The organism is Arthrobacter sp. Y3224055, assembly GCF_059090825.1.
Genome location: NZ_JBNHGB010000001.1, coordinates 337,454 through 364,298, shown reverse-complemented (window position 1 = coordinate 364,298; position 26,845 = coordinate 337,454). Strand labels below are relative to the sequence as shown.

Below are 26,845 nucleotides of genomic sequence, written 5' to 3'. Positions count from 1 at the left end.
ACAGTGACTGACGCCAAACCGAGTTGGACTCCCGCCGGCCAGAACCCGCCGCAGTCGCCGGAGCTGGATACCGCGACTGCCGCCCTTGCCACAAGCCTGAACCTGCCGGACGGCTTCGCCCCGGTGGCCCAGGACGCCGAGCTCGGTCCCGCGGTTTCCACCGCCCTGGCGCGCGTGGAGAAGCAGTTGCGCGCGGCCATCGCACACTCCGACCCGTTCGCCGACGCCACCAGCCGCCATCTCGTGGAAGCCGGCGGGAAGCGGATCCGTCCGCTGCTGACCATCCTGGCCGCGCAGCTGGGCAACGGCTCTGTTCCCGACGTGGTGCAGGCCGCCGTCGTCGTTGAACTGACGCACCTGGCCACGCTCTACCACGACGACGTGATGGATTCCGCGCCCTACCGCCGGGGGGCGCCGACCGCGCACGAGGTGTGGGGCAACCAGGTGGCCATCCTCGCCGGCGACCTGATCTTCGCCCGCGCCTCGCTGCTGGTGTCCCAACTGGGGCCCGAAGCAGTCGGCATCCAGGCGCGCACCTTCGAGCGGCTCTGCCTGGGACAGCTGCACGAGACCGTCGGCCCGCGCGAGGACGAGGATCCGGTGGAACACTACCTCTCCGTGATCGCGGACAAGACCGCCTCGCTGATCGCCACGTCCGGCCAGCTCGGCGCCATGTTCTCCGGAGCCGGCGAGCAGGCCGTGAACGTGATGCTGGAATACGGCGAGAAGGTGGGCGTGGCGTTCCAACTGGCCGACGACGTGATCGACGTGACCGGCCTCAAGGCCAAGTCCGGCAAGACCCCGGGCACCGACCTGCGTGAGGGCGTCCCCACCCTGCCGGTCCTGCTGCTGCGCCAGGCCGCGGCCGACGGCGACGCGTCCGCCGCCGCCGTGCTGGAACTGGTGGACGCGGACCTGACGTCGGACGAGGCCCTGGCCGACGCCGTCTCCGCGCTGCGCGGGCATCCGGTCACCGCCCAGGCCTGGGCCATCGCGGGCGAATGGGCCGACGCCGCCAAGGCCTCCCTTGCCCCGCTGCCCGAGAGCACGGTCAAGGCCGCGCTGACGGCCTTCGCCGAGGCCGTCGTGGACCGCGAGGTCTGACCGACGGGCCCACCGTGACCATGCCAACCCTGCCGGCGCCGTCCTTCGGGGACTAACGGGTGACCGTAGAACAAGCACTGTTGTCCTTCGCCCTGGTGGCCGGCCTGCTGACGCTGGTTCCCGGGATGGATACCGCTTTGGTGCTGCGCTCAGCCGTCAGCCAAGGCCGGGGCAGGGCGTACGCGACGGCGTTGGGCATCAACACCGGAGCCTTGGCCTGGGGCATCGCGGCCGCGGTCGGGGCGTCGGCCCTGTTGGCCGCCTCGGAAACGGCGTTCACGGTGCTGAAGGTGGCCGGCGCCGCTTACATGGCCTGGCTGGGCACCCGGATGCTGTGGAGGTCGTTCCGAAAACCTGCCACGCGCCTCGCAGACCCCGGCGCCCCGGCCGCTCCGGCGTCGTACGTCAGGGCGTGGCTCACCGGCGTCGGGACGAACCTGTTGAACCCGAAGGTCGGCGTCTTCTATGTGGCGATGATCCCGCAGTTCATCCCGCCGGGCGTCTCCCCGGCGCTGATGGGCATTCTGCTGGCCCTGGTGCACAACCTGGAGGGGCTGGTGTTCTTCTCGGCCATCATCTGGGGCACGCATGCGGCCCGGAAGTGGCTGCGCACTCCGGCCGTGACGCGTTCCATCGACCGGATCACGGGCATCGTGCTGGTCGGTTTCGGCGTCGCCCTGGCGGCCGAGAGCCGCTGAACCGGCCGGTGGCTCAGTCTTCCTCTTCGTCGTCGTCGCCGAAGACCCACTCAAACATCTCGAAGACAAACTCGCTGAAGGTCGCCTCCTCGCTCTGCCACTGCGGCTTCGGGCCGTTCGTGCGGATCCAGACGATGGGGTCCGGCACGTCCAGGTGTTCGGTTTTGAAACCCCAGTTCGCTTCTTCGTCCATCTCGTCCAGGAACAGCAGGTAGCCGCCTTCGATCTCCAGTTCGTCCGGGTCGAAGAAGAAGTCGTGCGCCTCCATCAGGTCTTCGCAGCCCCCGAGCGCGTGGTAGAACTCCACCAGCGCCTGCGGGACCTGGAACTTGTGGGCGCCCAGCAGCCCTTCGAGTTCGTCGTAGGAGAGGCCGTCGTCCTCGGTCCACTTCCGGTCCAGGTACTTGGGCACGAGGGCACGGAATTTGTCCACGAACATTTCGGGCATGGTTTCTCCCTGGAACGGTTGATTGGAGGGCTTGGTCCCATCCTATGCGGCGGCACCGACTGCGCTGGACGGCGACGGCGGCACACACGGCCCGCCCGTGCCCTCGGACGGCCCGTCGTCAGTCGCGGCGGCGGGTAGCCAGGCCGGGGTAGTCGATGACGATGCCGTCCGAATCCACCACGATCTCGGCGCTGAAGTCCCCGGAGGTGTAGGTGACCGCGGCGGTGCCCGTGCGGTCGTCGTAGGCGCGGGAGCCGCTGTAGATCTGTTGTTGGCCGAGCACGCGCAGGCTCGGCATCTCCACCCACGCGACCGTCAGTTCCGCGGCGGCCTCGGCGTCGTGAACCAGGCCCAGCCGCAGGATCGGCATCGTGTTGGTGGCCGGGCACAAACCCAGGTCGCAGTCCACCGCCCCGACCAGGGAGTCCGGATCGGCGATCCCCGGTTCCGGCAGGTCGCTGTCCCCGGACACCCTGGTCGCGGCGCTCCAGTTGCCGTCGGGCGCGCGGTCCAGCACCAGATGCCGGCTCCAGCCCCGCCCGTGGACGGAAACCGTGAGGCTTTCGGTGAACCAGTTGCCGGTGGTCGTGAGGGACCAGCTGGCGGCGTAGCCCGCGGTGCGGGAGGCGCCGTGGGCGCTCAGGCGCTCCGGTTCCAGGTTCAGGGTCGCCGTGTCGGCGCGCTGCGGATCGTCGCTTCCCAGCCAGGTGACCGTCCGGCTTTCGTGCGTCTCGTGTCCCATGCCCCCAGCCTTGTGTCTGCGCCGAGTGTTGGCAAGGGACCGGCCGGCTAGCCCTTCGTCCGCGACACCGAACCCAGCCGCCGCACCGTCAGGGCAAGCCACAGGTGCACCCGGTCCGCGGTGAGGGCGGGATCGTAACCGGTCAGCTCCACGATCTGGGACAGCCGGTAGCGCACGGAGTTCCGGTGCAGGCCCAGCTCCTCGGCCACGGCCGCCACCGAGCCGTTGAGCTCCAGATAGGCCTGCAGCGTGGGCAGCAGCGCCGCGTCGTGGGCCGCGTCGAACTCGGCCAGCGGGTCGAGTGCCTCGGCCGCAAGATCGGCCAGCGGCACGTCTTCCGAGGCCAGCAGCAGGGAGGTCAGGGACAGCCGCTGCGGCACGTTCAGCCGCTCGCCCCGGCCCACCGCTTCCTTGGCCTCGAAGTAGCTCCAGCGCAGCCCGTTCGCCTGCGCATAGCTGCCGCCCACCCCGACCGTGGCGGCGAAGCCCGCGTTCTGCAGGTACGCACTCAGCTCCCGGCCCAGCGCCTCGCCCGATTCGGCGCCCTGCACCACCAGCACCAGCCGCTCGTCGACCAGGCCGGTGACCACGCCGTCGAACGCGGCGGGCAGCGGCAGCGTGGGCAGCGCGCGGCGCTGGGCGGCGGCCACCTGCACCATGACCACCAGCTGGCGCCGTCCGGCGTCGATCCCCACGTTGCTCAGCCGCAGGGAGGCGTCACCGCCCTGCAGCACCCCGCGCACCACGTCCAGCAGCACCTGGCCCACGGAACTGCGGTCGGCCGCGCGGCGGTGCGCCTGGTTGCTCAGTTCCAGGCTGATCAGGCTCTGCGCGTAGTCCACGATGGCGTTGCGCTCGTACGGCTTGCCCAGGGCCAGCGTGCAGCGGTCCTTCAGGCCGGTGGCGATGGGAAGCTCGTGCCAGCCGTTTTCCTCGCCGCCGCCGGTTCCGTACAGCCGGGTCCCGTATTGGGAGAGCACGACGTCGGTGTCCACCATCGCCGACAGGGTGCGCAGGAGCGCGGGGAGGCCGCCGCCGCCCAACAGCGAGGCGGCCAGCGCCTGGTGGTCCTTGAGGAGGTGCTCCAGGCGGTTGTAATGGTCGGCGGAAATGGCGTCGGCGACCATCTTGCTGATCGCCACGAAGGGTGTCTCGTAGGGAACTTCGAAGACCGGAAGCTCCAGCTGGTTCGCGGCGGCGAGCACGCCCGCCGGAACCCGGCGGTGCGTCAGCCCGAGCGCGAAGCCCATGCCGACCGCGCCGGCCTCGTGCACCCGCTCCACGAACCGGCGCTGCGCGGCCGCGGTCTTCTGGCGAAGGCCGGTGGTCAGCACCACTTCGCCGCCCGTCAGGAAGGGCAACGGGTCCTCGAGCTCGGTCGAAGCCACCCAGGTGATCGGCGCGTCCGGGTCGCCCTGCGCGGTACCGACCAGCTTCAGGTGCAGCGCGGGGGAGGCCAAGAGTTTGGCGAGAGTGACAGCCATGCCTTCACTATACGGGCCGCCGTTGTGCAGGTGCACTATTCGCCCAATAGCTGCCGCGGAGCGGTCGCCGGGCGGCCGGAGCGGCATCGAGCCGTGCGCGCTCTCGCGTCGCGCCAGGGGCCGTGCCGGTTTTCGGGGCAGCCGCCCCACGGCGCTAGGATGGTCCGCGGCGTCACACGCGTCACACCACTGCCAGCCCTACACCGTGAGGTCCCTTCATGAGTACCCGTACCCCGCAGGCAGCGTTGGGCGCCAAGCCCAAGCGCGAGATGTGGTCCACCCGCAAGGTCTTCATCCTCGCGGCGATCGGCTCCGCCGTCGGCCTGGGCAACATCTGGCGCTTCCCGTACGTTGCCTACGAAAACGGCGGCGGCGCCTTCATCATTCCCTACCTGGTGGCGCTGTTGACCGCGGGCATCCCGCTGCTGTTCCTGGACTACGCCGTCGGACACCGCCACCGTGGCTCCGCCCCGCTGGCCTACCGCCGGCTGGCGCGCGGCGCCGAAGGGCTGGGGTGGTGGCAGGTGGCCATCTGCTTCGTCATCTGCGTCTACTACGCCGTCATCATCGCCTGGGCGGCGATGTACATGATCTACTCCGTCACCGAGGAGTGGGGGGACGACCCCGCCGGATTCTTCATGGAATCGTTCCTCCAGGTGAGCAAGGACGTGAACATCGGTTTCGACTTCGTGCCCACGGTCCTCATCCCGCTGGTGGTTGTCTGGGCGGTGGTGCTGCTGGTGCTGGCCGCGGGCGTCCAAAAGGGCATTGGGCGGGCGAACATCGTGTTCCTGCCGCTGCTGCTGGTCATGTTCCTGCTCCTGGTGGTCCAGTCCCTGTTCCTGCCCGGTGCGGCCGACGGGCTGAACGCGCTCTTCACTCCCGACTGGGGTGCGCTCACCAACACGACGGTGTGGGCCGCGGCCTACGGCCAGATCTTCTTCTCGCTGTCCGTTGCCTTCGGCATCATGGTCACCTACGCGTCCTACCTCAAGCACCGGACGGACCTGACCGGATCCGGGTTCGTGGTGGGCTTCGCGAACTCCGGCTTTGAGATCCTGGCCGGCATCGGCGTCTTCGCGGCGGTCGGCTTCATGGCCTTCAGCGCCGGCGCCGAGGTCGGCGACGTTGCCGCCGGCGGGATCGGGCTGGCGTTCGTCGCTTTCCCGACCATCATTTCGGAGGCCCCGCTGGGCGGACTGCTCGGCGTGCTCTTCTTCGGCTCGCTGGTGTTCGCCGGATTCACCTCGCTGATCAGCATCATCGAAGTCATCATCTCCGCGGTCCAAGACAAGCTCGGCATGAGCCGGGTCAAGACCACGTGGTGCGTCGGCATCCCGCTGGCGTTGATTTCCATCCTGCTGTTCCCGACCACCACCGGCCTGAACCTGCTGGATGTCACCGACGCCTTCGTCAACAGCTTCGGCATCATGGCCTGCGCCCTGGCGACCGTGCTGCTGGTGACCTACGGATTCCGCAAGCTGCCGCTGCTGGGCGGACACGTCAGCGAGGTCTCGTCCATCAAGCTGGGCCTGGGGTGGCGGATCATGGTCGGCATCGTCTCGCCGATCGTGCTGGGCTACATCTTGATCAGCGAACTGATCAAGAGGATCCAGGAAGGCTACGGCGACCCGCCCATGCCCGACTGGTTCGTGAACGTCTTCGGCTGGGGCATGGCGGGGTCCCTGATCGTGGCCGGCTTCATCCTGTCGCTGATTCCCTGGAGCAAGAAGTCGGCGGCCAACGACCCGGAGCTGGATGCCCACACCCTGAAGGAGACACAGCCGTGAGTACCGCAGCAATTGTCATGCTGATCATTTCCATCCTGACGGTCTGGGGAGGCCTGGCGTTGGCCTTGGTCAACCTCAGCCGCCACCCCGAAGACGAGGGTGCCCTGCCGGCGGACCGCGCACCGGAACTCTAACCCGACGGCCCGCCGCGGCGGCGTCCTGCGGCCTCCGTGCCGGCGGGCGCCGCCGTCGCTGCCTCTGGCCATCTGCACGGCAACATTGCACATTTGCTGTGCGGGGCGCCATAGGCAGCTGCGGGCCGGGAACCGTAATCTCGCTGTAGAGCTCGGCGTCCCGTGGCCCGGCCTGTCCGCCGGTCCCCCGCGAAGCTGCCGCTGCGATGCGAGTGTGCGGATCCTCCGGGCTGTCCGCTGCATTCCCACCCTCAACGTGAAAGGCACATCATGACCACTCAGACGACCCAGCCCCAGTTCCGGCTGGAGCAGAAGCGCGACGTCTCGGCCGGTTTCCCCGGCCCGAAGTCCGCCGAACTGGCCGCCCGCCGCAGCGCCGTGGTTGCCGGCGGCGTCGCCTCCGGCGTTCCGGTCTACGTGGCCGACGCCGACGGCGGCATCATCACCGACGTGGACGGCAACTCGTTCATCGACCTGGGCTCCGGCATCGCCGTGACCAGCGTCGGCGCCTCCGACCCCGCCGTCGTCGCCGCGGTGCAGGAGCAGGTCGCCAAGTTCACCCACACCTGCTTCATGGTCAGCCCCTACGAGGGCTACATCGCCGTCGCCGAGAAACTGGCCGAGCTGACCCCGGGCGACCACGAAAAGCGTTCCGTGCTGTTCAACTCCGGGGCGGAAGCCGTGGAAAACGCCGTGAAGGTGGCCCGCATTGCCACCGGCCGCACCGCCGTCGTCGCCTTTGACCACGCCTACCACGGCCGCACTAACCTGACGATGGGCCTGACCGCCAAGGCGACCCCGTACAAGTCCAGCCCGGCCGGCAGCTTCGGCCCCTTCGCGCCGGAGATCTACCGGGTGCCGATGAGCTACCCGTACCGCGAGGAAGCCGACATCAAGGGCGAGGACGCGGCACGCCGCGCCATCACGATGATCGAGAAGCAGATCGGCGCCGAGAACGTGGCCGCGATCCTGATCGAGCCGATCCAGGGCGAGGGCGGCTTCATTGTCCCGGCCGAGGGCTTCCTCCCCGCGCTGGCCCAGTGGGCCAAGGACAACGGCGTGGTGTTCATCGCGGACGAGGTCCAGTCCGGGTTCGCGCGCACCGGTGCCTGGTTCGCTTCCGAGCACGACGGCGTGGTGCCCGACATCATCACGATGGCCAAGGGCATCGCCGGCGGCATGCCGCTGTCCGCCATTACCGGCCGCGCCGAGCTGATGGACGCCGTGCACCCGGGCGGACTGGGCGGCACCTACGGCGGCAACCCGGTGGCTTGCGCCGCCGCGCTGGCTGCCATCGACACCATGCAGACCCAGGACCTCAACGCCCGGGCCCGCCACATCGAAGAGCAGGTCATGGGCCGGCTGCGGAAGCTGGCCGAGGAAGTCGACATCATCGGCGACCTGCGCGGCCGCGGCGCCATGCTGGCCATGGAGTTCGTCAAGCCGGGCACCGGCGCGACCACCAAGGAGCCCAACGCCGAGGCCACCAAGGAAATCGCGGCCGCCTGCCTGCAGGAAGGCGTCATCATCCTCACCTGCGGCACCTACGGCAACGTGGTGCGCCTGCTCCCGCCGCTGGTCATCGGCGACGAGCTGCTGGCCGACGCCCTGGACGTGCTGGAAGCAGCCATCCGCAAGGTGGCGGCGGCCTAGTACCCGGGCAGCGTCCGAACGGGCGGCTGCCGGATTCCCTCGCCAGCGAGGGTTTCCGGCGGCCGCCCGCGGCCGTTCTGGAGGCCGCTCCGGCCGCCCGCCCCGTCCTGCTCCCGGCCTGTTGCCGCCGGCGGTCTCGGGTTAGAGTCGGAACCATCATCGCGTCACGGGGTGCGGATGTTGCCGGCACCGTCGCATCCGCTGCCCCACGGACAGGGACAGGGGTAGTTTGCATGCGTTATGTGGTGGGATACCAGCCGGACGAGCGGGGAGCCGATGCCGTGGCATTGGCCGTGGCAATCGCCCGGACCCAGGGGACGGGGCTGGATATCGTCTATGTGGTGGCAGACAGCGCCCCCTACGTGGCGTTGAACCCCGAAGGCAGCCGCGTCAGCGCCAGCGAGCAGGAAGTCCTCACCGCCCGCCGCGAGGCCCTGAAGCTGGTCCCGGCAGACGTCAACGCCGAATTCAAGGTACGGTCCGCCGAATCGTTCGCCGAAGGGCTGATCGCGGCGGGCGAGGAAGCCGGCGCCAGGTTGATTGTCATCGGTGCCAGCAGCAACAGCCTGTTTAAACGCTTCACGGTGGGCAGCGTGGCAAATGCCCTCCTGCACGCGTCGCCGATTCCGGTGGCGTTGGCGCCCCGCGGGTACCAGCGGACAGAGCCGCTGACCCGGCTGACCGCGTTCATCGGCGAGCGGCAGGGCGCGCAGGCCGCCCGGGACGTTGCCCTGAACGCGGCCTCGCGCCGCGGCCTGCAGCTGCGCCTGGTTTCCCTGGTCTCCCTGGACACCCGTGAAGCGCCGGACAGCGGCGAGGCTATCCACAGTGCCCACCTGCACGCGAACTCCGTGCTGGCCCAGGCCGCCACCGAACTGCCCCCCGGCAACGCCACGGTGACCGTGGCCCATGGGCGGAACATCGAAGAGGCCATCGATTCGCTGGACTGGGACGACGGCGAACTGGTGGTCATGGGATCCAGCCGGCTCGCCCAGCACAACCGCCTGTTCCTCGGTGCCACGGCATACAAGGTCCTGCGTTCGCTGCCGGTGCCCATGGTGGTGGTTCCGCAGGAAGTGGACGGGGTGCGGGACTAAGGGGTGCGGGGAACGCGGGGGATCGGCGGGCGGTTCCGGACCAGACCGCCGGCAGGCCGCTGCCATGACTGTTGCGGCGCCGGGGGCTCCGGTCTCCGCCCTGGCCGCCGGTAGCGGCCGTGTCTTGTCCGGGCGCCGCCATCCGGCACTGGTAACCTCCGTCACAAGCGGGTGTTTGTCTTACGTCATGTGTCAGCTTCCCGCCGTGACGCGCCTCAGGCGCACGTCGACGAGGGGGGATCCTGCATGAGTGCTGTGCGCCGCTACGTTCTGCCGGTGGTTTGGCTGGCGATTTTCGCCGTCATAGCTGCCGCGCTCTTCAAGCTCGCTTTCGTGGATGGCATGCGCGCGGAGGCGGTCGACCAGCAGCCTTCGGCCCGCCTGGTCACGCCCAGCGTACCCGCGGCCGTGGGCACGGTGATCAACGTGGTCCAGCTCGAGGGATCGGTTGCCGGCGACCCGGCCGTGACCGTGCGCAGCACGGCGGAAGGCACGGTGAACCACCTCTTCGTAGAGGCCGGCGCGAACGTGGCCAAGGGTGATGCGCTGTTCCAGGTGCAGAAGCCGGTGGAACCCGACGCCGTGCAGCAGGTTTCGCTCGAACCGGATCCGGAGGACGAACCGGCCTTACCGGCTGCCCCGGCGTATACCTACGTGAACGTGGTGGCCCCGGCCGCCGGCAAGCTGACCGACCTGTCCGTGCTGGTGGACCAGCAGGTCTCGGTCGGTGCCGAAGCAGCCGTCATTTCCCCGGGCACCTTTTCGGTGACCGGGACACTGACCGCCGAGCAGCAGTTCCGGCTGCTCGACCGCCCCAGTTCCGCCACCGTGACCGTCATGGGCGGTCCGGCTCCCTTCGAGTGCAAGGCCGTGACGGTCGGGGAGAGCCCGGCAGCCGGGGCCCCGGGACCGGTACCGGAGCAGCCCGGGGATCCGTTCGGGCCGGCGGCCCCCGCGGCGACGGGCACTGTCAACTGCGCCGTACCGGCCGATGTCAGGGTTTTCCCCGGGTTGGGCGCGACGATCGATATCACGGCCGGAACCGCCGAGAACGTGATCGTGGTGCCCACCACGTCGGTCCGCGGATCGGTGGACACCGGCCTGGTGTGGGTGGTGGAGGACGACGGCGGGGCGCCGGTTGAGCGCCCGGTCGCCCTGGGACTGACCGACGGGATGCAGGTGGAGATCGTCGACGGGCTGGACGAGGGCGACTTGGTCCTGCAGTTCATTCCCGGCGCGCCGGGGGACCAGATGATGCCCGGGATGGAAGGCGATTTCGGCATGGTGGGCGGATGAGCGCTGCGGCGGCGGGGGCCCCGCTGCTGGAGTTGCAGGGCGTGACGCGGAGCGTGCACATCCCGGACCGCGGCCCGCTGCACATCCTGCAGGGCATCGAGCTGAGCATCGGTACCGGCGAGCACGTGTCGATAGTCGGCCGGTCCGGGTCGGGAAAGTCCACCCTGCTGAACATCCTGGGCCTGCTGGATGTGCCGAGCACCGGCGAGATGTTTTTCGAGGGGCGGGCGGTTTCGTCCCTCGGGGAAAAGCAGCGCGCCATGGCCCGCGGTGCCCGCGTGGGATTCATCTTCCAGCAGTTCAACCTTCTGCCGGGCCGTACAGCACTGGAAAACGTCATGACCCCGCTGCTCTATGCCCGCGGCCGGCAATTCTGGCGGCGCGAGCGGCTGGCCGCCGAAATGCTCGATCGGGTCGGCCTGGGCGACCGGCTGGGGGAGAAACCGCACAAGCTCTCCGGCGGTGAGCAGCAGCGGATCGCCATCGCGCGGGCGCTGGTGCGCTCGCCCAGGCTGATTCTTGCCGATGAGCCTACCGGCGCCCTGGACATCGAAACCGGGCAAAACGTGATGGCCCTGCTGGACGAGGTGGTTCGGGAGTCGGGTGCGGCCCTGGTGACCATCACGCACGATGCAAACGTGGCGGTCCTGGCCCAGCGGCACTATCGGCTGGGCGACGGGATTCTGCACGCTTCGGAGCAGGCGGCATGACCGGCGCCGTTGCCCTCCTGGTCGAGGCATGGGCCGAGCTGCGCATCCACAAGACCCGGGTCCTGCTGGCCTTGATCGGCGTGGCGCTGTCCGTCGCGGCCCTGACCACCGTCGTCGGGCTCGGCAACATGGCCAGGGAAGGCATCGTGCAGGGGCAGGAACAATCCGGAGGCCGCGCAGCGACCGTGACGGCTGAGGTCCACCTGCCGACAGGAACCGAAGAACCGGCGGTCCTGCAGGCCGCCTTCGAGGGGCTCGTGGAACGCTACGGCGTGGAATACGCGAGCCGCCGGGCCTTCGCCCAGGTTCCGTTCCAGTTCCCCCACGGCGTCATGACGGCCGAGACCACGGTGGTGGACCGCAGCTACGGCGAGATGCGGCGGGTCAACCTGGTCACCGGCCGCTGGTTCACGGAAGCCGACGCCGCGGCGCTTGCGCCGGCGGTGATCATCAACGAAGCATTCCACCGGCAGCTGGGTGCACCGGATCTGGCGCTGAACCCCGTGGTGCAGATCTTCCAGCAGCGGCCGATCGCGGCCACCGTGGTGGGAGTGATGCCGGACTTCCACCAGGAAGCCATGGCCCAAGCCATGATGCTCACCAACCAATACGAGCGTTGGGGCCTCGGCGGGGAGGCAGGTCCTCCTCCCGTGCTGGAAATGTGGCTCCCGGCCGAGCTCGAGCCGGGCCTGAGCGCGGCGATCGCCGGTGACCTTCAGGCCCAGTTCCCCGATGCCCAGGCGAATGTGTACCGCAGCGACTATGCCGCCTGGGGTGACCCGTTCGAGGGCATCCAGTGGGCGGTAGGCGGCATCGCCGGCCTGGTGCTGCTGCTGGGCGCCGTGGGACTGCTCAACATTTCGATGGTGACGGTCAGGTACCGGGTGCGGGAAATCGGCATCCGGCGCAGCTTCGGGGCGACCTCCGGCCGGATCTTCTTCGGCGTCATGCTCGAATCGGTGGTCGCGACGTTCGTGGCCGGCGTGGCGGGGGTGATGCTCGCCGTCGCCGTGGTGAAGAGCCCGTGGATCCAGGACCTGATCGCCCAGGGCATCAGCGAACTGCCGCCGTTCCCGGTGGAAGCGGCGCTGCTGGGCATCGGCGCCGCGACGGCCGTCGGCGCGCTGGCCGGCCTGATCCCGGCGGTGGTGGCCGTGCGGGTCAAGGTGATCGACGCGATCCGCTACTAGTGGGGCCTGCCCGGCGGGCCGGACCGAAGCGGCAGAGCCCGAAGTGCCCGAGGGTGCGTTAGCCTCCGGGTATGCCTCTCCTAAGTCGTGCCGTTCACGCGGCGAAGGGACACGTGTCCCACAGGTGGTCCATGCCGGTGCCCGCGGCCCGCCTTTGGTGGGGGCTGACAGACCCGGAAGCCTTGCCTCATTGGCTGGGGAAGTTAACTTCCGGGCGGTTCGTCGGCGGGGATGTGGTGACCATCCAGCACGCGGAAAACTATTGCTGTACCAGCCGGATTCTGGAATGTGAACCGGAAAAACTGCTGCACATGACGTGGGACTTTCCGGACGAGCCGCCTTCGCAGGTGCGGATCACCCTCACCCCGGTCGGCAGTACGACCACCCTGGACCTGGCCCACGACGGGCTGGGGAGCGAAGCGGTCAATTACCTGCCCGGTTGGCACGCGCATCTTCTCTACTTGGAAGCGCTCACCCTGGGCCGGCCCCGACCCATGTCCGACTTCTGGTTAACGCACGACGGGCTGTCCGATCGCTAAGCCGCCGCACCCCGCTAGGGTGCCTGGGCGGCCGCCGGCTCCCCGCCGGCCTTGGGCGCCCGCTTCACGGCCACGGCCATGTCCGTGGTGAGGATGGCCAGGGAGAGCCAGACCAGGCCGAAGCCGATCCAGCGTTCCAAGGGCATGGGCTCGTGCAGGAAGACGAGCGCGATGATGAACTGCAGTAGCGGGGCCAGGTACTGCAGCATGCCGACAGTGCTCAGCGGCAGCCGGCGGGCGGCGGCGCCGAAGAACAGCAGGGGCAGAGCGGTGATCAGGCCGCTGGCGGCCATCAGCCAGAAGTGGCCGCCGCCTTCGGAGAGCAGGGTTGCCTGGCCGCCGGCCATCAGGATGAGCATGACGGCCACGGAGACCGGGGTCAGCACCAGCGTTTCCACGCTCAGGCTGGTGACGGCGTCGACGCGGCCGCCGATGTTCTTCTTGACCAGGCCGTAGAACCCGAAGCTGAGCGCCAGGATCAGGGCAATCCACGGAACATTGCCGTACCCGAAGGCAAGCACTAGCACGGCGGCGAAGGCCACGCCCATGGCGGCCCACTGCGCCGGGCGCAGCCGTTCCTTCAGCAGGATGACCCCCAGCAGGACGGAGACCAGCGGATTGATGAAGTATCCCAGCGCGGCCTCGATGGCGTGTCCGTTCAGCACCGCGAACACGTAGGTCAACCAGTTGACCGCGATGAGGCCCGCGGCCAGGGACAACGTCCCGAAGGTGCGCCTGTTGCCCAGCGCGGCGCCGAAGGTGCGCCAGCCGCGCAGCGCCGTGATCAGCAGGAAGCAGAACAGCAGCGACCAGACAATCCGGTTGGCGACGATCTCCAGCGGGCCGGCGGGTATCAGCGCGGTGAAGTACAGGGGGAGGATGCCCCAGAGGCCGTAGGCCGAGAGGCCGTAGGCCATGCCGGCCCGGGTCTCGGTGTCCCGCCCCCCGGGGGACGCAGCGCTGGCGCCGCCATCGGGGCTCCCGGCCACGCGGGCGGGGGAAGAGGGCTCCGAGGTGGCACCGCCGTCGTTCTTGGACACGCTGGAGACAACCTCCGGTCGGTGGGTTCTATTCCACCCACCGTACCCCCGTGCGGCCGCGGCCGTCAGAACTTCCCGCCGGCCAGCTTTCCCACCAGGTCGCTGAATTCGTCGAGCGGATGCTGGCGGCCCCCGGAGGGATCGCGGTGGTACGTGACGGCCAGCGACTGCAGCGGCGGGACGCCCACCAGCCGCGCGCGCTCGCCGGCGGCGGCCAGGGCCTGCTGCGGGCCGAACTGCGCCAGCGCCTCCGGCCCGAAGAACGAGCAGGCGGGGACGCTGACGCCGGTGAAGCGCGCGGGAAAGGCCAGCCGGTCCAGCAGCATGGTGTGCCCCGCGAGCGCGGTGCGGGCGTGGGCGCGGTGCATGGCCGAACCGAAGGAGGCCAGCTCGTCGTCGCTGAGCGGGTCCACCGATTCGCAGAACAGCTCCACCGACTCGTGCACACCCGTCGACGAGCGCGTCACGGTGAGCACGCCGATGGACGGCACCTCCGTGCCGGGGCGGGGACGGCCGACCACGACGATGTTGCCGGTCATCGGCGCGAGGCGGAAGCAGTAGTCGGTGAGGCCGGCAACGTCCCACGGTTCGCTGACCGGCTCGTGGATGCCCCAGCCCGCCGGCGCGGCGCCGGTCAACTCGGTGAACAGCGCGGCGGTGAAGTCGCCGATGCGGGTGGATGCGCTGGCGGGATGCAGGATCTCGCCGCGGGCCTGGATCACGCCGTCGGATCCGGCCGGTGCCTGGAGGTAGTCCGGTGCCAACTGTTCCTCGGCGGCGAAGACGTCCCCGCCCCAGCGATACTGCTGGCCGGTGAAGCCGTTGTAGAACGTGCCGTCCGCGGCGCTGGCCATCCAGATGCAGCCCTCGCGCTGCAGCAGTTGGTAGAGCGGCAGCGTCAGCTTGCCGGTGCTGGGCGTCATCACCACGAACTGGCGCTCCGATGCGCGGGCGGCCACGTAGGCGCGGGTGAGGGCGGGGGAGAGGAACGCCAGCGGCTTGTCCTGGAAGACGACGGCGGTTCGTTCGGTGTGGAAATCGAAGGTGGAGGCGTGCATGCCCATCCCTATTCTCCGGAGTTGGGCAGTTGGTGGGTGACGACGGCGCCGCGGCACCGCACGGCGATGTTCTGCGCCACCCGGTAGCCGAGGGAGTCGCCGTCGGGGATGCCGTTGCGGACGGTGATCTCCTGCCACCACAGGTCCTGGTGCTCCGGCTCGACGAAGTCCGGGTGGTCGGAGAAGATCGACGGGATCGGGGTGCCCTCGATGGCGTTCACGGTGGCGCCGGCGAGCAGTCGGGACACCTCGCCGGGAACCCGGACCAGGCGCGGCAGCTCGACGGCCAGCAGGGTGGTGCCGTTGGCGTCCTCGACCTCCAGCAGGGCGTTTCCGGCGGCCTCGCGGACGTACTCCTGCGGCACCACGGCCAGCAGCGAAACCATGACCACGTCCTGGCCCGGCTCATCGAGCGCGACGACGGTGACGGTGTTAGACATTGGCGGTCGCCTCCAGCGGGGTCCACAGGGTCTGTACGGTCTGCACGGGCCCGCCGGAGCGGACCAGCAGGCCGCGGCCGGGCGGCAGCCGGCGGGCGCGCACGTTGTTGAGCAGGCCGCCTTCGGAGCGGTCGCCGGAGAGGATCAGGCCGGTGCTGCCGGAGTCCCGCAGCGCGGCGAAGAACTGTTCGTACATGCCGCGGCCGGCGCCGCGCACCCGGCGGGTGAGGATCACGTTCAGCTGCAGTTCCGGGCCCATCGGCAGGTATTCGATCAGCGAGCGGAGCGGGCCGGCGCCGCCGGCCGTGAGGATGTCGTAGTCATCGGCCAGCAGGACGATCCGCGGAATGCTGTCCGCCTCGCCGATGCTGTCCTGCATCGCGTCGCCGCCGGTGGTCCGCTTGGACAGCTCCGAGGCGATCGCGTTGGCCAGCGGCTCGGCCTGGGCGGCGCTCGGCGCGTAGCCGCCCAGGTAGGCGTCCGGGACCACGTCGGCCAGCGCCCGGCGGGGATCGAAGACGGCGAAGACCAAGTCCCGGGACGGGTACTGCGCCACCAGCGAGGCGACCAGGGAACGGACCAGGTTGGTCTTGCCGGACTGTTCGTCGCCCATCACGATCAGGTGGTGCTCGCCGCGGACGACGTCCAGCATTTCGGGGCCCAGGTCGGTCTCGCGCAGGCCGAGCGGCAGCAGGCCCTGGAGCGCCGGGACCTCGAGCTGGGCGGCTTCCACCACCTGCGGCAGGATGCGCACCTGCATGGCGCGGGCATCGGTGGAGGCGGCGACGGCGGCCACCATGTCCCGGGTGCCCTGCGTGGCCGTGTCCGCGTCGGCGACGCCGTCGATACGCGGGAGCGCGAAGTGGCCGAAAAGCCTGGCGTCGGTCAGCGCGCGGCCCGACCGGTCGGCGGGCATGGTCTCGGCCAGTTTGCGGCCGTAGGAGGAATCTGCTGGATCCGCCAGGCGCAGCTCGATCTTGGTGCCGAAGAAGGACTGCTGGGCCAGCCGGATCTCGTTTTGCCGGTTGGCGGTGGTGATCACGTGGATGCCATAGCCGCCGCCGCGGGCGATCAGCGCGTGCACGGCCGGTTCGATGTCCTCGAACTCGTCGGTCAGCAGGCCGTAGCCGTCCAGGACCAGCACGACGTCGGCGCTGGGCAGCTCGGGAATCTTGCCCTGGGCGCACAGCCTGCGCAGGGTGGCCAGCGAATCCACCTGGTACTTCTCAAAGACGATCTCGCGCTCGCCGAGCATGGCCAGCAGTTCTTCCACCGTGCGGCGGACCACCTCGCGGTTGGTCCGCACGGCCACGCCGCCCACGTGCGGCAGGCCCTCCAGCGGGATCAGCGAGTTTCCCAGCAGGTCCACGCAGTAGATGCCCACTTCCTGCGGGCTGTGCGTGAGGGCCAGCGAGGCCGCGATGGTGCGCAGCGCGGTGCTCTTGCCCGACTGCGGCCCGCCGATGATGGCCACGTTGCCGCCCGCCGACTTCAGGTCCAGTTCCCACACGCCCTGCCACTGTTTGGCCGGGTCATCGAGCAGGCCGATCGGGACCTTCAGCCCGCCGCCGGAGGCGAGCCGGATGCCCTGGCTGGTGGTGGTCACCGAACCGGCGGCGGTGTCCAGAGCCAGCGCCGCCGGCAGCGGCGGCAGCCAGATGGGATCCACGGCGCGCGGGAATCCGGCCAGGGTGGCCATCAGCGTGGACAGGACGGTCGGACCGGTGGTGCGCTTGGACGCCCCGGTACGCGCCGGCCTGGCGGCAGCAGCGCCGGCGTCGTCCGCCCGCTCCAGGCTGGCCGCATAGGTCGGCATCGGCAGCACCCGGGGGCCGTCGTCGCCGGCGGTTTCCTCCGCCTCCTGCACCTGGACATCCTCCAGCGGGCCCGACACGTAGCCGGCCTTGAACCGGGTGTAGACGGTGGTATCCACCTTCAGGTAGCCGTAGCCGGGGACCGGCGGCAGGTGGAAGGCGTCCGGCGTGTCCAGCACGGTGCGGGATTCCGATTCGGAGAGCGTGCGCAGCCCGATCCGGTAGGACAGGTAGGTCTCCAGGCCGCGCAGCTTGCCGGACTCGATCCGCTGGCTGCTCAACAGCAGGTGCACGCCGATGGACCGGCCGATCCGGCCGATGGAGAGGAACAGGTCGATGAAGTCCGGCCGGGCGGTGAGCAGTTCGCCGAACTCGTCGATGATCACCACCAGGTGCGGCAGCGGCTCCATGGCCTCGCCGCGGGCGAGCCGTTCCTGCCGGTGCAGCTGGTAGTCGGTGATGTTGGCGATGTTGCCGGCGGCCTTGAGCACTTCCTGCCGCCGGACCACCTCGCCGTTGAGGCTGGAGTAGATGCGTTCGATCAGGCTCGCGTCATCGGCCAGGTTGGTGATCACGCCGGAGACCTGCGGCGCGTCGGCGAAGGGAGCGAACGTGGCGCCGCCCTTGAAGTCCACCAGCACCATGGACAGCAGCTCCGGCGGATGGGTGGCCAGCAGTCCCAGCACCAGCGACCGCAGCATCTCCGACTTGCCGGACCCGGTGGCGCCGACGCAGAGCCCGTGCGGGCCCATGCCGAACTGCGCCGATTCCTTCAGATCCAGCAGGGCCGGCCGGCCGCGGTCGTCGGGGCCCAGCGGGATCCGCAGGAAGTCCACTTCGCTGCGCGGCTTCCAAAGCCGCCTGATGTCCGCCTCGTCCAGCGCCGGGCTCAGGCCGAGCATGTCCAGGAAGCTGTCCGAGCTGGCGGCGGTGTTGTGTTCCAGCGAGTCCGCCGAGAGCCGCATCGGTGCCAGTTCCCGGGCCAGCGCCTCGGCGGTCGGCACGGCCAGGGGGTCCAAAGTTCCCTGTTCCACGACCGGCTCGACCGGATCCTCGCGGTAGTTCTGGATCGTGAATCCCGAGTCCGACGGCGGGGCGCCGGAGACCGCGGCCGCGTCGGCCTGCGTGACGCGCACGCTGACCTCGCCGGGCTCCTGGCCGCGGTCGGCCACCAGATAGACCACCGTGATGCCCAGGTGGGCCAGTCCGGCGTGCCGGTCCGGCAGCACGAGTTCTTCGGGCAGCCCGCCGTAGCAGTCGGCGAGCACCAGCAGCCGCGGCAGGTGCTGGCTGGCGCCCCGGGCGTTCTTGGAGGATTCGGCAGCCACCACCGCGCGGCGGTTCAGCTCGTCGGCGAGCACGGCACCGAGTTCGTCCAGGGACCGGGCCATCCGGCGGACCGGGCCGGTGGCGTGGGCCTGCTTCTGGTCCGCCAGATGCGGCAGCCACAGGGCCCAGTCCCAGTCGCCCAGTCGGTCTTCGCCGGCCGCGATTCCCACGTGCAGGTCCTCGGGCGAGTGGAAGGCACAGGCCTCGGCGAGCAGGTTCCGGGCGGCGTTGAGCACGAACCCGCGGGAGCCGATGATGCTGACGTTGCCGGCCGAGTCCAGCGGCAGGGTCAGCGGCAAATCCGGCGACGTCTCATACCGCCGCTGCAGGATCCGGACCTCGTTGTCCATGAAGGTGTCGCGCTGGGCCGTAACCGGGCCCTGCTCGTTGATGGTGATCTGCCGGCTGATCCGCTCGCCGGAACCGATCCGCACGTGCAGGAAGTCCTCGTTGCCGCGCCGCCGCTCCCAAAGCCGCTGCGTGTTGCGGACGATGTCGAAGAGGGCAGTGGGCTCCGGGTTGCTGGTGCGCGCCGTGGTGATGGTGCGCTGCTCGTCGGCGCGGAGCGTGGCCCGGGACTCCTCCAGGTATTCCAGGTAGCGGTCGCGTTCTTCGGCCCGTGCGCGGGCCGCCCGGCCGCGCTGGCCCAGCATCATGACGATGGACGCGACGACGGTCACGATCATCGCGATGGCGCCGACGGCGGCCAGGCTGTTGCCGCGGAAGAGCATCATCACGGTCATGGACAATCCGGCGCCCAGCAGGGGGATCAGCGCCATGGCGTTCATCCTGCCGGCCTTCTCGCCCATGGGCGGCGGGGCCTCCAGGCTGAAGGGGGCAGCCTCGCGCGCCGGGGCGGTGGTCCGGGCCGGCCGGTGGAAGATCTTCACGCTCATCGGCCGGTGTGCTCCATTGCCAAAGCCAGCGCGGTGGAGGCCAGCTCGGCCGCCTGCAGCCGGACGGCGCGGGACATCAGGGCCGGATCGAGTTCCACTCCGCCGGCCAGGTGCCGATCGTAGCCCAGGGGCAGCACGGAGATTCCGTCCCGCGCGAGCAGCTTCGCTTCGGTCATCGGGTCCAGCGGGGCGTCGGCATCCGTCCGGGTCAGTACGGCCAGCAGGCCGGTCCCGGCCAGCTCAGGGGTGGCCGCCCACGCGGCCGCCGTGCGCCGCACGTCCTGGACCCCGGCCACCGAGGCGGGGGCCACCAGCACGGCCAACTGTGCGACGCCGATGGCCCAGTTGGTGTCCGGGTTCTCGCCCGGGCCGGTGGCGCAGTCGTAAACCGCCACCGGGCAGTACCGGGAGATGTTCTGGCCGGCCGCCGAGAGCGCGGGATTGTCGGCATGCCCGCCGAGCGCACGTTCCCCGGCCACCCAGAGGTTGGGCCCGGCGGCGGCCAGCTGCCGGCGCAGGTCGTCGGCGCTCCCGGCGGGGGAGTAGTGCAGGACGGCGGCGGCGTCGTCGATGGCCGGCGCGTCCGGCACCCCGAGCCGCAGCGCCAGGGTCCCGCCGGCGGGCGCCAGATCGACGGCCGCGATGGTGTCCTGCCGGGCCGCCGCATACAGCGATGCGAGCAGCGCCGCCGTCGTGGTCTTCCCGGCCCCGCCCCTGCTGCCGATCACGGCGATCCGGCGCCCCGTGCTGACCGCGGCCTGCGCGCCGGCCGTGGCGGCGACCAACCGCCGCGGGTAGTCGTCGGAGGAGAGCAGGCCCCTCGCCGCCAGGACGGTGCGGACCAGCCAGGGCTCGCCGCGCCGGCCGCGCAGGCGGCGGCGCCGCTGTTCGGCATCGGACTCGAACGGGCCGGGCCCGGCGGGTTCGGCGGCCGGAGCCGGCGTGCTCCACGGGTCGGCCACCTGTGTCCGGCCGGGCAAGCCCGCACCGGACGGGGCGGCAGGGGGCACGGAAGCCTGCCGGGGCGGGCCTGCCGGGACGTGCCCGGTGGCGGTATTCTCCCGGGCGATCAGGTCCCTGCGCGACATCGGTTCCATGGAATCGGTTCCAACCTGTCTCAGTCGAAGGTGGTCAGCAGCGAGGCGAAGACGCCGAACAAGCCGATGACCAGAGGGACGGCGGCCAGGATGGCCAGCGTCTCCAACCGGTTGGCCAGCAGGCGCAGTTTCGCGGCGGAATGGTCGGCCAGCGTGACGGTCAGCGAGATCACCACGGCGATGGCCAGCACCAGCAGGCCGGCCGCCACGAACCAGCCGTGCCCCGGAGAGAAGGCCAGCACCGAGCGCGCCAGGGCCAGCGTGCCGACGGCGGCCGCCAGGTACAGCGCGATCCGGTCGGTGGCCAGAGGAAAGGCGCGCGCCCGCAGCCCGGTGGCGAGGGCCAGGCAACCGATCAGCGGCATCGTCCAAGCCTGCCGCTCGGTGTCTGTTCCCAGGATCCACAGTCCGGCGGCCACCGAGAGCGCCGCCAGCGCGGTGCCGAAGCTGAGGCCGCGGTGCGCCGAGCCGATGGCCACGTGGACGTCGGTGCGGCCGATGCGGCCGCCCTTGGCCCGCCGGTCGTCCAGCGTGGCCAGTCCGGACGCGGAGAGGGCGATCTGCGGCAGCAGGCCGAGGGTCGCGCAGCTGAGCAGCGCGGCCACGCCGGCGGCCAGCACCGGGGCGCCGAAGAGAGCCAGCGAGGCAGCCCAGAAAACGGTGAGCAGGGCGAGCAGGCCCGCGGCAGACATCAGCGCCCGCGGACGCTGCGAGATCAGGCCGGCACCGACCAGTGCCACGGCGCTCGCCGCGGCGGCCAGCAGCACGTGCGTCCCGGGATCGGCAGGCAGACGCAGCACGCCGCCCACGGCCAGCAGCCAGCCGGTGCCCACCAGCAGCGGGCCCAGCACCGTGGCGGTCACCCGGCCCAGGTAGATGCCGGCGCCCAGCAGCACCGCGGCCAGCGCGAAGAAGACGGCCGCGGCCATTGCCGTGGCGGCGCCATCGAGCAGCAGGTGCACGCCCAGGTACAGTCCGACGGCGGCGAAGACGGCGCCCGTCCCGCGGCGGACCCGCTCGGTCCAGCGGCCGCCGATGTCCTCGGTCTGTTCCACCACGGCGTCGGTGATGTCGTACACCACCGGTGCAGGCGGGGCCTCGGAGACATTCACCAGCCGGAGCATGGCGCCGTCGGCAATGCCCGCGTCGGTCAGCGACGCGTCCTCGCGGACCGGATCGCCGGCGGGGGTGATCAGCGTTTTCACGGCGACGGCGGCGGCCGGCTGGTCATCGAGCAGGTCCAGGACCTGCGGCAGTAGCAGGCCGACGGGCGTTTGCGACGGGAGCAGGACGTCCACATGGCGCTGCGGCCCGGCCACGGTCACGCGGGTAAAGGTTTCGGCCATGCTCAAGCGGCTCCTCGGTGGGGGACGGGCGGCAGGCGGGCGCCGTCGTCGTCCGCCGGATGGCCACCGAGGTGGAGGACGACGGCGGACTGCGAGCGCTGCTGCCGTTCCTGCCGCAGGTCTTCCAGCAGGTTGGTCACGAACGAATAGCCCACGCAGACGGCGGCGATGACAGCCGCCATGGCGATGCTGAAGAAGAAGGTGCGCACGCTGGACTTCCAGCGCCGCTGGAGCGGGTTCGCGCCGTACAGCAGCGCCGTGGTCAGCCGGGCACGCCGGACAGCCACTGATTCGATGAGCTGGTTGTCGTAATCGTGAGCCACGTCTCTCCTCCCAAGCGGTGCGTCGCCTACCGAGCTTATCGCTCCAAACGATGGATAAATTCCCGCGTGTCCCGCTCAGGATGGGGAGATGTACCCATTAACGTCGATTGACGCGGTGCGAGCCAGCGCGTTCTATGGTAAAGGCGGGGAACCGCTCGAAGACAACCGGCCGGGCGGCAACCCGGCGCACCGCGGACGCAGCAGGCGTCCGCCGGCGGAAGCGGAAGCTACAGCCCCGTGACGGGGCACGGAGGTGGAGCAATGAGCGGCAACCAGTTCATCAAGATGGAAAAGAGCGCGTTTGTCGACGCCGGGAAGGCCAGCGCGGCGGCCGATACCGAACTCCAGGCGCTGATGAAGGAGCTTGAGGCAGTTCCCGAGCCCATGCGCGGCAACACCGCCGGCGACTTCTGGGAGAAGTTCAAGGGCATCATGGGCCGGGCCAACATGGTGGCGTCCGGGCTGCAGAAATCGCTGGTTTCCATTCAGCAGGGCCAGTCCGAGGTCAACACCACCATGCAGCTGGGCGAGCAGCAGCAGGCCGACGACGCCGATGCCACCGAGGGCAAGGCGGCCTGGGACGACGCCGTCTTCCGCAACCGCGGCTAGCCTGCACCGGAAGCAGGCAGCCTCCCGCCCCTCAAGCGGCAATGACCCACAGACGATCTTTTTCCGGCCGAGGCCGGGCATGAGGAAGGAAACATCATGGCAGACCAGAATTCATTCGCCTTCTCCGACGGCGGAGCATCGCAGGCCCAGGACAACCTGGACCGGGTGAAGAAGAAGCTTAACGCGCTGGTGGAAACCCGCAAGAAAGACGCCGCGGACCTGCAGGCCAAGTTCCAGGCCACCGACATCGCAGAGCAGTACGACCGGGTGGAGCAGGCCTGGGCAGACGCGGGCTTCGCGTTCGCGGGCATCATGGCGGACGTGCACAAGCTGCTGGAGGATGCCAAGAGCACCGCCGGCAACACCATCAAGACGGCCGGCGCGAAGATCGCCAACATCTAGACCGGCAGCATCCAGATCGCATCCAGTCCGCCAAGGTCCGGCACGAAAGGCAAACAGCAGTGGCACTCGACGGCTGGGACATCGAACCCACCAAAGTCCAAACAATCGTCACCACCGCCAGCGGGCGGGCCGACAGCTTTGAGAAGGATTTCCCGGCCCTGGGTACCGCCGTCAGCGACATCGTCGCTGCCGCCAAGTCCGGCCCGGTGATGGACGCGCTCAACGGCTGGGCGGAGAAGACCGTCCAACCGGGCCTGAACAGTGTTGCCGGACGGCTGCAGACCACCTTCCAGGGCACCATGGACGCGGTGAATTCCTACGTCATGGGGGACGCGCAGATGGCGTCGGATGCCCAAAACCTGATCGGGACGCTGCCCGAGGAGGCAGACGCCTCGCTTCCGCACCGGCCGCACGGACCCACTCCGCTGGCGCTCTGATCGACCGGTCGCGCCACTTTCACGAACATCAAGTCTCACGCACCGAATAAGGGGAAGCAATGACGGCCTGGGATCCCTACGCCGAGGAATACCCGCAGCGGCCCGACGCGGAACTGCTGCGCACCCACGCCAAGGCGCTGGACGACAAGGCCGAAGACATTGACGACGCCGTCGAACTGATCGAGAGCGACTGGAGCGGACTGGAAGCGGTCTATAAGTCACCGGAAGCCCCGCAGGTCTACGTCGCGGTCAAGCCGATCAGGACTACCACCGAGGACATCAAGTCCGACACCGCGGCCATCAAGTCGGCCATCGAGGCGTTCGCCGACTGGGCGGACACCTTCACCTCGCGCTACGACGCGCTGGTGGCCCGCTGGCACGGCGTGCGGGCGCGGATCGCCGACGAAGGCAGCGACTGGCGCAAGGACGAGGACCTGGTCAACGACGACAACCGGATACTCAGGGACGCCAACGCGCTGGCGGCCGAGCACATGGCGGCCGAGCGAACCTGCGCCAACGCGATTGCCGCACTCTACGGCGGCATCACCCTAGTCGAAACCACGCAGGACGGCCCCGGCACCGGCCAGCAGGCCTACGGCTACTCGGCAGAACAGCTTGATTCGGCGACCGGCGAGGGCCACATTCCCTGGGGCAAGCCGACGGAGTGGGACAAGCCGTGGTACGCGGACGCCTGGGACGGCATGGTGTCCTTCGGCAAGGGCGTCTGGAGCGGGGTCACCGGCACGGTGACCGGCCTGTGGAACATGGTCAACTTCACCGACGGCGAGACCTTCGCGGCCACCTGGAAGGGCATCGGCCAGATCGCCCTGAACGTGGCCATCGTCTCCAGCCCGATCTCCGCGCTCGTGGCCGAGAAGATCGGCGGCCCGGGCACGGTCAAAAAGGCAGGCGAGGAACTGCTGGCCGTCGGCAAGGCGGCCATCCACTGGGACGACTGGCAGCGCGACCCGGCCTACGCCGCCGGCGCGACGGCGTTCGATCTCTCCGCCATCCTCCTGACCGCCGGCGGCGGCGCCGTGGCCAAGGCCGGCGGCGTGGCCAACAAGGTCACCGCGGTCAGCCGGGCCGGCGGGGCAGCGGCCAAGGTGCTGGACTTCTCCGGCCTGTCCAAGACCGCGGGCCTGACCACCCGCGCCATCGATTTCTCCACCAACTTCAAGTTCACTGCCATCGATGTCACGACCAGCGGCTTCAAGACGGTCACCGGCACGGTCCGCCCCTACGTCAGCACCGCCGGCCACGCTTTCACCGACGGGCTGCGCAACGCCGCCTCGGGCCTGCGCGCCGGCGCGGACAACTTCACGACGTCGCTGCGCACCGGCACGGACAACCTGGCGAACGCGCTGGGCGGCCCGCGCCTGGCTACCGCGGGCGGCGGTTACACCACCGGGCACCGCTTCGATGTGGAGGCGCCGTCCGGCCGCAACGCCAACACCATCATGAACTTTGACGCGGACGGACCCAAACCGTCGTCGCGCACCGGCGGCTACACCGTGCCGGAACGTCCCGGCCCTCCGCAGTACGGCCAGCGGATTGAGACGCCGGAGGCCAAGCCGGCGCCGTCACGCACTCCCGACGCCGGAGCCGATGTCTCAGGCTCAAGGGCCCCGGAACCCGATCCCATTACACCCAAGGCGACCGCTGCGGGGTCCGGCGACGGCATCAACGCCTACGACGTGAACGGACAGCGAGTCAACGACAGCTTCCGCCATCCGCAGGAACCGCAGTACGGCACCGCTGTGCCCGACGCGATCCAGAACCCGGAGGCACACGCCAGATATGGCCAGCACCGGGCCGATGACCTCTACCAGGACGTGGAGATGCCGGACTGGGCGGACCTGCCCAAGGACCAGCACGGCCGCCTGGACATCAACAGCGACCTCGACGCCATCGTGGACCGCTCCCAGCCCGCCTACGGCACCGACGAGCTCGGGAACCCCTTGGATAGAGCCGAGTACGCGAACCGGTACAGCGAGTTGGACGAGTTCCGCCCGGACGAGTACCGGGCGGCCTATCCGGACAACGCCGGGGCGGTCGAAGGAACCATCCGGACGTACTCGTCGTACGACGAGCTGCAGTCAGACTTTGGAAATGTCCAGCTGGACCGGATCGGCCCCAACGGCGGAGCCTACCTGGCCATCGAGGGAACCCCGTGGCACATGCGCGGCCTGCCGGTCGATACCCTCGGCAAGGAGCTGCACCACTTCGAGCTTGGACGCCTGCCCGAGGGCGTCAAGGTCGAGGTCTCTGAAATCGCCCCGGCTTTCGGGCGCCCGGGCGGCGGAACCCAGCTGCGGTTCCTCGACACCACCCAGGGGACCGATCCCAAGGCCATTGGCGTCGACGAACTGATCCGCAGGGAGGGCCTCCACGAGACCGGGCCGCGCCAGTTCGACCCGCCGTGGGCGCGCAACGCCGGCGACCCGGTGGACCTGCTGGCCAAGCACGACCTCGACTTGTCCGCACGGAAATCGGTTATTGACGCGGTCGAAGAGCAACGCATCACGCTGGAACCCACGACCGTGTACGAGGTGGATGGCCGCGGCAAGTTTTACACGAACTCCGCCGGCCACATCCAGCAGATCGAGGCTCCCAGCGGAACCAAGGGCAACTGGAATCCCGAGTTGAACAACCCGCGGCCCAACGTCCGCTACCACATCGACGGCAACATCGTGGTCCACACCGACGGGTTGGGGCGCCCGACGGCACTGCACGCCCACGACCTCGAGTACTTCCCCAAGGAGCAGGCCGACACCTGGCGGCATCCGGGCAACCAGACCCACGTCGGAGGGCACGGCGGCGGCGACTACGACGGCGGCCACCTCCTCGCGGCCATGTTCGGCGGACCGGGGGAGAAGATCAACCTGATTCCCCAGCTGAACATCCAAAACCGGAATCTCGGCCTGGGCGCCCTGACGCCCATCGAGCGGTTGCGGCTGACGGGGGCCGCCGACACCTGGTATGACACCGAGCTTTGGATCCGCGACCAACTCCGCAACGTGCCTCCCGGGGGCAGCAAGCCCTCGGTCACCTGGGACGTCCGCCCGATCTACGATGCTGGTGGGGGAAACCGTGTTCCACATATGGTGGAACTCAAGGTAACGGTTAACGGCCAAACCCGGCGCTTCGACTTCGAAAACTAAGGAAT

Annotated in this window: 24 protein-coding genes; 14 read left to right on the top strand and 10 right to left on the bottom strand. The window is 69.7% G+C overall.

Annotation, left to right across the window (positions count from 1 at the left end; all coding sequences use genetic code 11):
* Positions 1-3 precede the first annotated feature (3 nt).
* Positions 4-1,104, top strand: a complete 1,101-nt coding sequence (locus AC5RTY_RS01780; RefSeq protein ID WP_494049501.1) for a polyprenyl synthetase family protein — start codon at positions 4-6, stop codon at positions 1,102-1,104.
* A gap of 59 nt (positions 1,105-1,163) precedes the next feature.
* Positions 1,164-1,802 carry a LysE family translocator gene (locus AC5RTY_RS01775; RefSeq protein WP_494074050.1) on the top strand — a complete coding sequence of 213 codons (639 nt, stop codon included), beginning with the start codon at positions 1,164-1,166 and terminating at the stop codon, positions 1,800-1,802.
* 13 nt (positions 1,803-1,815) lie between these two features.
* Here AC5RTY_RS01775 and AC5RTY_RS01770 read toward each other — a convergent pair whose 3' ends face one another.
* The 3 genes from AC5RTY_RS01770 to AC5RTY_RS01760 form a co-directional block, all read right to left on the bottom strand.
* Entirely contained in the window at positions 1,816-2,250 is a 435-nt protein-coding gene (locus tag AC5RTY_RS01770) for a hypothetical protein (protein WP_494000587.1), read from the bottom strand.
* A gap of 118 nt (positions 2,251-2,368) precedes the next feature.
* On the bottom strand, positions 2,369-2,992 hold the full coding sequence (locus tag AC5RTY_RS01765; RefSeq protein ID WP_494101256.1) for a putative glycolipid-binding domain-containing protein: 624 nt from the start codon (positions 2,990-2,992) through the stop codon (positions 2,369-2,371).
* A gap of 47 nt (positions 2,993-3,039) precedes the next feature.
* A complete protein-coding gene (locus AC5RTY_RS01760; protein WP_494138857.1) occupies positions 3,040-4,476 on the bottom strand; it encodes a PucR family transcriptional regulator in 1,437 nt (478 codons plus the stop codon).
* Positions 4,477-4,694: 218 nt separating this feature from the next.
* Here AC5RTY_RS01760 and AC5RTY_RS01755 point away from each other — a divergent pair, with 218 nt between their 5' ends.
* From AC5RTY_RS01755 to AC5RTY_RS01720, 8 genes are all read left to right on the top strand, one after another.
* Positions 4,695-6,266: a sodium-dependent transporter gene (locus AC5RTY_RS01755; protein WP_494022429.1), complete on the top strand. Its 1,572-nt coding sequence runs from the start codon at positions 4,695-4,697 to the stop codon at positions 6,264-6,266.
* Positions 6,263-6,400: a methionine/alanine import family NSS transporter small subunit gene (locus AC5RTY_RS01750; RefSeq protein WP_494000583.1), complete on the top strand. Its 138-nt coding sequence runs from the start codon at positions 6,263-6,265 to the stop codon at positions 6,398-6,400. Before AC5RTY_RS01755 ends, AC5RTY_RS01750 begins: the two co-directional genes overlap by 4 nt.
* 270 nt (positions 6,401-6,670) lie before the next feature.
* Complete coding sequence (gabT, locus tag AC5RTY_RS01745) at positions 6,671-8,053, top strand: 4-aminobutyrate--2-oxoglutarate transaminase (protein WP_494012796.1); 1,383 nt, start codon at positions 6,671-6,673, stop codon at positions 8,051-8,053.
* Positions 8,054-8,286: 233 nt separating this feature from the next.
* Positions 8,287-9,150, top strand: a complete 864-nt coding sequence (locus AC5RTY_RS01740) for a universal stress protein (RefSeq protein ID WP_494012795.1) — start codon at positions 8,287-8,289, stop codon at positions 9,148-9,150.
* A 246-nt stretch (positions 9,151-9,396) separates the two neighbouring features.
* Positions 9,397-10,446, top strand: coding sequence for an efflux RND transporter periplasmic adaptor subunit (locus AC5RTY_RS01735; RefSeq protein WP_494138856.1), 1,050 nt, complete (start codon positions 9,397-9,399; stop codon positions 10,444-10,446).
* Complete coding sequence (locus AC5RTY_RS01730) at positions 10,443-11,156, top strand: ABC transporter ATP-binding protein (protein ID WP_494074056.1); 714 nt, start codon at positions 10,443-10,445, stop codon at positions 11,154-11,156. Before AC5RTY_RS01735 ends, AC5RTY_RS01730 begins: the two co-directional genes overlap by 4 nt.
* The gene (locus AC5RTY_RS01725; RefSeq protein ID WP_494138855.1) at positions 11,153-12,346 is read left to right on the top strand and encodes an ABC transporter permease; all 1,194 of its coding nucleotides are present in this window, start codon (positions 11,153-11,155) and stop codon (positions 12,344-12,346) included. The genes AC5RTY_RS01730 and AC5RTY_RS01725 overlap by 4 nt, the downstream gene beginning before the upstream one ends.
* Before the next feature lie 71 nt (positions 12,347-12,417).
* Positions 12,418-12,885 carry an SRPBCC domain-containing protein gene (locus tag AC5RTY_RS01720; RefSeq protein ID WP_494138854.1) on the top strand — a complete coding sequence of 156 codons (468 nt, stop codon included), beginning with the start codon at positions 12,418-12,420 and terminating at the stop codon, positions 12,883-12,885.
* Positions 12,886-12,899: 14 nt separating this feature from the next.
* On the opposite strand, the gene rarD is transcribed toward AC5RTY_RS01720, so the two are convergent.
* From rarD to AC5RTY_RS01685, 7 genes are all read right to left on the bottom strand, one after another.
* Positions 12,900-13,925 carry an EamA family transporter RarD gene (gene rarD, locus AC5RTY_RS01715; protein ID WP_494138853.1) on the bottom strand — a complete coding sequence of 342 codons (1,026 nt, stop codon included), beginning with the start codon at positions 13,923-13,925 and terminating at the stop codon, positions 12,900-12,902.
* A 65-nt stretch (positions 13,926-13,990) separates the two neighbouring features.
* Entirely contained in the window at positions 13,991-14,989 is a 999-nt protein-coding gene (locus tag AC5RTY_RS01710; RefSeq protein WP_494138852.1) for a DUF6177 family protein, read from the bottom strand.
* 2 nt (positions 14,990-14,991) lie between these two features.
* Entirely contained in the window at positions 14,992-15,423 is a 432-nt protein-coding gene (locus AC5RTY_RS01705) for a hypothetical protein (RefSeq protein WP_494138851.1), read from the bottom strand.
* A complete protein-coding gene (gene eccCa, locus AC5RTY_RS01700) occupies positions 15,416-19,462 on the bottom strand; it encodes a type VII secretion protein EccCa (protein WP_494138850.1) in 4,047 nt (1,348 codons plus the stop codon). The genes AC5RTY_RS01705 and eccCa overlap by 8 nt, the downstream gene beginning before the upstream one ends.
* The gene (locus AC5RTY_RS01695; protein ID WP_494138849.1) at positions 19,459-20,559 is read right to left on the bottom strand and encodes a nucleotide-binding protein; all 1,101 of its coding nucleotides are present in this window, start codon (positions 20,557-20,559) and stop codon (positions 19,459-19,461) included. The genes eccCa and AC5RTY_RS01695 overlap by 4 nt, the downstream gene beginning before the upstream one ends.
* Before the next feature lie 20 nt (positions 20,560-20,579).
* Positions 20,580-21,905, bottom strand: coding sequence for a type VII secretion integral membrane protein EccD (gene eccD, locus AC5RTY_RS01690; protein WP_494138848.1), 1,326 nt, complete (start codon positions 21,903-21,905; stop codon positions 20,580-20,582).
* A 2-nt stretch (positions 21,906-21,907) separates the two neighbouring features.
* Positions 21,908-22,228 (bottom strand): hypothetical protein, encoded by a 321-nt coding sequence (locus AC5RTY_RS01685; protein WP_494049513.1) that lies wholly within the window; start codon positions 22,226-22,228, stop codon positions 21,908-21,910.
* A gap of 261 nt (positions 22,229-22,489) precedes the next feature.
* Here AC5RTY_RS01685 and AC5RTY_RS01680 point away from each other — a divergent pair, with 261 nt between their 5' ends.
* The 4 genes from AC5RTY_RS01680 to AC5RTY_RS01665 all read left to right on the top strand — a co-directional run bounded on the left by AC5RTY_RS01680 (position 22,490) and on the right by AC5RTY_RS01665 (position 26,840).
* Positions 22,490-22,837, top strand: a complete 348-nt coding sequence (locus AC5RTY_RS01680; RefSeq protein WP_493939538.1) for a hypothetical protein — start codon at positions 22,490-22,492, stop codon at positions 22,835-22,837.
* A 96-nt stretch (positions 22,838-22,933) separates the two neighbouring features.
* Positions 22,934-23,239 (top strand): hypothetical protein, encoded by a 306-nt coding sequence (locus AC5RTY_RS01675; RefSeq protein WP_493939539.1) that lies wholly within the window; start codon positions 22,934-22,936, stop codon positions 23,237-23,239.
* A gap of 59 nt (positions 23,240-23,298) precedes the next feature.
* The gene (locus AC5RTY_RS01670; protein ID WP_494138847.1) at positions 23,299-23,676 is read left to right on the top strand and encodes a DUF6507 family protein; all 378 of its coding nucleotides are present in this window, start codon (positions 23,299-23,301) and stop codon (positions 23,674-23,676) included.
* 59 nt (positions 23,677-23,735) lie between these two features.
* Complete coding sequence (locus tag AC5RTY_RS01665; protein ID WP_494138846.1) at positions 23,736-26,840, top strand: glycohydrolase toxin TNT-related protein; 3,105 nt, start codon at positions 23,736-23,738, stop codon at positions 26,838-26,840.
* Positions 26,841-26,845 lie beyond the last annotated feature (5 nt).